The 4,795-nt window shown below is 64.4% G+C and carries 7 protein-coding genes; 6 read left to right on the top strand and 1 reads right to left on the bottom strand.

Annotated elements, in window-relative coordinates:
- The 3 genes from WA317_RS20195 to WA317_RS20205 all read left to right on the top strand — a co-directional run.
- The coding region (locus WA317_RS20195) for an AMP-binding enzyme (RefSeq protein ID WP_425174718.1) at positions 1–786 on the top strand (786 nt) is incomplete at its 5' end.
- A gap of 26 nt (positions 787–812) precedes the next feature.
- On the top strand, positions 813–1,412 hold the full coding sequence (locus tag WA317_RS20200) for a fatty-acid--CoA ligase (RefSeq protein WP_425174722.1): 600 nt from the start codon (positions 813–815) through the stop codon (positions 1,410–1,412).
- Between the two features lie 12 nt (positions 1,413–1,424).
- A complete protein-coding gene (locus tag WA317_RS20205; RefSeq protein ID WP_425174723.1) occupies positions 1,425–1,610 on the top strand; it encodes a (2Fe-2S)-binding protein in 186 nt (61 codons plus the stop codon).
- 12 nt (positions 1,611–1,622) lie between these two features.
- Here WA317_RS20205 and WA317_RS20210 read toward each other — a convergent pair whose 3' ends face one another.
- Positions 1,623–3,308 (bottom strand): alpha-keto acid decarboxylase family protein, encoded by a 1,686-nt coding sequence (locus WA317_RS20210; RefSeq protein ID WP_425174724.1) that lies wholly within the window; start codon positions 3,306–3,308, stop codon positions 1,623–1,625.
- A gap of 63 nt (positions 3,309–3,371) precedes the next feature.
- Here WA317_RS20210 and WA317_RS20215 point away from each other — a divergent pair, with 63 nt between their 5' ends.
- From WA317_RS20215 to WA317_RS20225, 3 genes are all read left to right on the top strand, one after another.
- Positions 3,372–3,818 carry an SRPBCC family protein gene (locus WA317_RS20215; protein WP_425174719.1) on the top strand — a complete coding sequence of 149 codons (447 nt, stop codon included), beginning with the start codon at positions 3,372–3,374 and terminating at the stop codon, positions 3,816–3,818.
- Positions 3,819–3,904: 86 nt separating this feature from the next.
- Entirely contained in the window at positions 3,905–4,360 is a 456-nt protein-coding gene (locus WA317_RS20220) for an SRPBCC family protein (RefSeq protein WP_425174720.1), read from the top strand.
- The coding region (locus WA317_RS20225) for an SRPBCC family protein (RefSeq protein ID WP_425174721.1) at positions 4,361–4,795 on the top strand (435 nt) is incomplete at its 3' end.

Below are 4,795 nucleotides of genomic sequence, written 5' to 3' on the forward strand. Positions count from 1 at the left end.
ATGCTGCCGGTCGCGGTGTTCGACATCGAGACGATGGTCGATCTGGTCAGCCGCGAACGCATCACGATGCTGCCCGGGCCGCCGACGCTGTACCACTCGTTGCTGACGGTGCCGGACATGGCGAAGCTGTCGACGTTGCGGGCAGGGGTCACCGGCGCCGCGGACATCCCGGTCGAGTTGGTCCGTCGCATACACAGCGAACTGCCGTTCCAGATGCTGATGACCGGCTACGGGCTCACCGAGGCCGGCAACGTGACGTTGTCCCGGCCTGGCGACTCGTTCGAGGATGTGGCCACCACCGCGGGCCTGCCATGTGATGGGGTCGAAGTGCGTATCGCCGACGACGGCGAGGTGCTGGTCCGCGGCTACGGCGTGATGAGCGGTTACTTCGACGAGCCGGCAGCCACCGCGCAGGCAATCGACCCGGACGGCTGGTTGCACACCGGCGACGTCGGCCGACTGGACGCGTCCGGCCGGCTGCGCATCGGTGGACGCAAAAAGGACATGTTCATCGTCGGCGGTTTTAACGCCTATCCGGCCGAGATCGAGGGCTTCCTGCTGGAACACCCGGCCGTCGCCCAGGCCGCCGTCATCGGTGTCCCAGACGAGCGACTCGGCCAGGTCGGCAAGGCGTTCGTGGTGCCGAAAACCCACATTGCCGAGCAGGATTTGATCGGGTGGTGCCGTCAGCGGATGGCCGGCTTCAAAGCACCACGCTATATTCAGTTCCTCGACGAGCTGCCCCTCAACGCCACCGGGAAAGTGATGAAAGATCAACTGCGGTGAGCGCCATAGATCCGCGCACCCATTCCATGGTGCTCGCATCCGATTACCGGGTGCCTGATCCCGAGCGGGTATGGCCGTTGCTTCAGCGCCGTAGATCGGCGCTTGCCGACATCGGTGCGCACCACGTGTTGGTCTACACCTCGACCGACGATTACGGCCGGGTACTGGTGACGATCGGCGTGCGCAGCCGCGAACCGATCGTGGAGTTACTACGCTCACGGGTCTTCTTCGAGTGGTTCGACGCCGTCGGCGTCGATGACATCCCGGCCGTCTTCGCCGGCGAGATCGTCGAGCGTTTCGAGCCGTCACAGCCGACGGAGCCGACGGCCCCGGGCGTTATCGTGGCGGCGATCGCGTCGGTCGACGACATGTCCGTGCTGAGCGCGGAGATCCGCGCGAGCCTCGCGAGGTTCAGCGCTGCAGGCGTCCGAAAGACGTGGCTGTTCCGTGCTTTTGACGACGAGAATGAAGCGATGATTCTGCAAGAGTTGGACGACGAGGACGAAGCACGACGCTGGATAACCCAACCCGACAGCGCGGCTCCCTGGATAAGCAGAGCCGGGATCGGGCCTTATCCGCCGGTATTCATGGGCCGGTTCTTCGACTCGATGCGGATCGATGATTAATCGGACCACGTGATGTATGTCTGTCTGTGCAACGGAATCACTAGCCACGCAGTAGCCGAGGTCGTCGCGGAAGGGGCGTCGACGACCAATGAGATCGCGAAGGCGTGTGGGGCGGGTTCCGAATGTGGCCGCTGCCGTCGTACGCTGCGCGCGATGCTGACCGCGTCGACCGGCAACCGCAACGGCGTGTGTAGCTGAGCCGCGGCCCCCTCACCGACGCGCGCTGCCGTCCGGCGACATGGGCCGGGCCAATTCGGTCAGCAGGTCGGGAATGTCGAGCCGCGGTACAACGGCTTCTACGAAAACCATCCGGTCTTGGTGGCTCGCTGCGGCGGTGAGGGCATGGTCGAGTTCGCTGTAGGTCTGCGCCCGGAAGACCAGGTGGCCCGTCACGCCCAAGGCGCCGGGGATCTCCGACCAGTTCCACCGCACGATGTCGTTGTAGGGCGCGGTCTCTCCGTGAATGGCCCGCTCCACGGTGTAACCGTCATTGTTGACGACGACGATGACCGGTGCCAGCCCCTCACGAGAGAAAAGACCCAGATCCTGCACGGTCAGCTGCGCCGCGCCATCGCCGATCAGCAGCACCGTTCTGCGCTCTGGATGAGCCAGTCCGGCGCCGAGCGCGGCGGGCAACGTGTAACCGATAGATCCCCACAGTGGTTGCCCGATGAACGTGACCCCGCGCGGTAGTCGGTGGCCGGCCATTCCGTAGAACGAGGTGCCCTGGTCGGCAAGCACGACGTTGCCCGGCGTCAGTGCCTCGGACAGCCTGTCCCACAACATCTTCTGAGTCAGCGGCTGGTCCGGCAACGGCAGCGCGGTATCGATGTCCTGAGCCGTCGGCAGGACCGGGGGTGACGTGATCTGGCGCCGGGCCAAGATCCCCGTCAGCGCATCCAGTGCCGCGTCCATTTCCACCGGCGCGAACACTCGGCCGGCCACTGTGCTTTGTTGCACACCGATGTCGATGAGTCGGCCCGGGTCGATGCGCTGACTGAAGAAACCGCTGACCATATCGGTGAACACCACCCCGGCCGTCACCAGCACCGGAGCTTCCTCGATGGCCCGGCGAACAGGTTCATCGCTGGCTGCGCCGGCATAGATACCCACGAAGTTCGGGGCGCTTTCGTCGAGCATGCTTTTGCCCCACATCAACGTGGCGTACGGCACCACATCAGCGAGCAACAGCGCCTCCAGACGGGGCACTGCCTGAAGCCGGTGGACCAGGAAGTCGGCGAGCACGGTCAGTTGCTGGTCAGCGATGAGTTCGGTTGCGGCATCCACGAACAGCGCGAGCGCCCGCGGACTGGTACCGCCGGTATACCTCGGCAGCGGTGCCTTCGGCGGCTCGGTGGGAAACCGTGCGACGTCGGTGGCCATCAACAGGTAGCCGGGTCGTTTCTGTTCTCGCACTTCGCTGAGCACGCGGTCGATCTCTCTGGTGGCGGTCGCCGGCATGAGAGCTGCTTGCGCGCAGGTGATCTCGCGGCTGATCCGCAGGAAGTGCTCGAAGTCACCGTCGCCGAGCGAGTGGTGCAGCGCCCGGCGGGTGCCCTGGGCGTCCTTGGACGGACCGCCGACGATGTGCACCACGGGAACATGTTCGGCATAACTTCCCGCGATTGCGTTCGTCGCGGAGAGCTCGCCGACGCCGAATGTGGTCACCAAGGCTGCCATTCCGCGCAGCCGTCCGTAACCGTCAGCGGCGTAGCCGGCGTTGAGTTCATTGGCGTTGCCCACCCACCGGATGTCGGGGTGCGCGATGACGTGGTCGAGGAATTCCAGGTTGTAGTCGCCGGGAACACCGAAGATCTCGGATACCTCGAGTTCGGCCAGCCGGTCAAGCAGATAGTCACCAACGGTGTAGACGGATTCGGCAGGGCCCACCCGAATGACGGTACGCCCCGCGCGGCCGAAAACAGCCCCGGCGAGACGTGGTCTCGCTATCGTCCGGACATGGCAATCAAGGAATCCCGCGAAGTGGTCATCGAAGCAAGCCCGGAGGAGATTCTCGACGTTATCGCCGACCTGGACACGCTGACCGAATGGTCGTCGGCGCACCAGAGTTCAGAAGTGGTCGAGCGCGGCGCCGACGGGCGACCGAAAGTGGCCAGGATGAAAGTCAAGGCAGCGGGAATCACCGACGAGCAGGTGGTCGCCTACACCTGGGGCGTCAATAGCGTGAGCTGGACGCTCGTCAGTGCCGGCCAGCAGCGCGCCCAGGATGCGACGTACACGCTGACGCCGGAGGGTGACAAGACCCGGGTCAAGTTCGACATCACCGTCGACCCGATCGTGCCGCTGCCGGGGTTTCTGCTGAAACGCACCGTCAAAGGAGTGATGGACACCTCGACCCAGGGATTGCGCAAGCGTGTGCTGAGCGTGAAGAGAGGCATTTCCTGAGTTCTGCCGGGCAGCCGCGACCGAGATCGAATGGTAACCATGGATCTGCTGTCGCACGCAGAACAGCGTTGATAGCTTGATAATCAATGGCCGTACGAGCATCTCGGGAAATCGTCATCGATGCGCCGCCAGAAGTCATCCTGGAGGCGCTGGCCGACGTCGGCTCGGTGCCGTCCTGGTCGTCGGTGCACAAGCGAGCTGAAGTCGTCGACACCTATCCCGACGGTCGGCCGCACCATGTCAAGGTGACGGTCAAGGTGATCGGCATCACCGACCAGGAAGTACTCGAATACCATTGGGGCAGAGACTGGTTGGTGTGGGATGCGCAGAAGACTCTCCAGCAGCATGCGCAGCATGTCGAATACACGCTGCGGCGGGAAGCCGCCGACAAGACCCGGGTCCGCTTCGACATCACGCTCGAGCCGTCGGCGCCGCTGCCGGAGTTTCTGGTGAAACGAGCCCGTAGGACGGTCCTGAAGGCTGCCACCGACGGGCTTCGCCACTGGGTGATGAACAACGTCGGCGGCGATCGGCAGGTCTGAATGGCGGTACAGGCATCCCGGGAGATTGTCATCGACGCGCCGCCGGAGGCGATCATGGCGGCACTGGCGGATATCGACACGTTGACCGAGTGGTCACCGGTACACAGGCGGCTGGAGGTCTTGGACCGCCACTCCGACGGACGGCCCCATCACGTCAAGGCCACCATCCGGGTACTCGGGCTCGTCGACAACGAGATCCTCGAGTATCACTGGGGTCCCGACTGGGTGACCTGGGACGCCGAAGACACTTTCCAGCAGCACGGACAGCATGTCGAATACAGCCTCACCCGGGAAGGCCTGACCAGAACCCGCGTGCGCTTCGACATCACCGTCGAACCCTCGGGGCCGGTCCCTGAGTTTCTCGTGCGGCGGGCCAGCAACATCGTGTTGAACACCGCGACAAAAGGCCTGCGCGACCGGGTTATGGGCGCGGCG

It is taken from the genome of Mycobacterium sp. (assembly GCF_049802695.1).
Lineage (GTDB): Bacteria > Actinomycetota > Actinomycetes > Mycobacteriales > Mycobacteriaceae > Mycobacterium.

Excerpts from the sequence above, each read along its gene's own strand:
- WA317_RS20220 (WP_425174720.1), top strand. The coding sequence starts at position 3,905 with ATGGCCGTACGAGCATCTCGGGAAATCGTCATCGATGCGCCGCCAGAA.
- WA317_RS20205 (WP_425174723.1), top strand. The coding sequence starts at position 1,425 with ATGTATGTCTGTCTGTGCAACGGAATCACTAGCCACGCAGTAGCCGAG.
- WA317_RS20200 (WP_425174722.1), top strand. The coding sequence starts at position 813 with ATGGTGCTCGCATCCGATTACCGGGTGCCTGATCCCGAGCGGGTATGG.
- WA317_RS20215 (WP_425174719.1), top strand. The coding sequence starts at position 3,372 with ATGGCAATCAAGGAATCCCGCGAAGTGGTCATCGAAGCAAGCCCGGAG.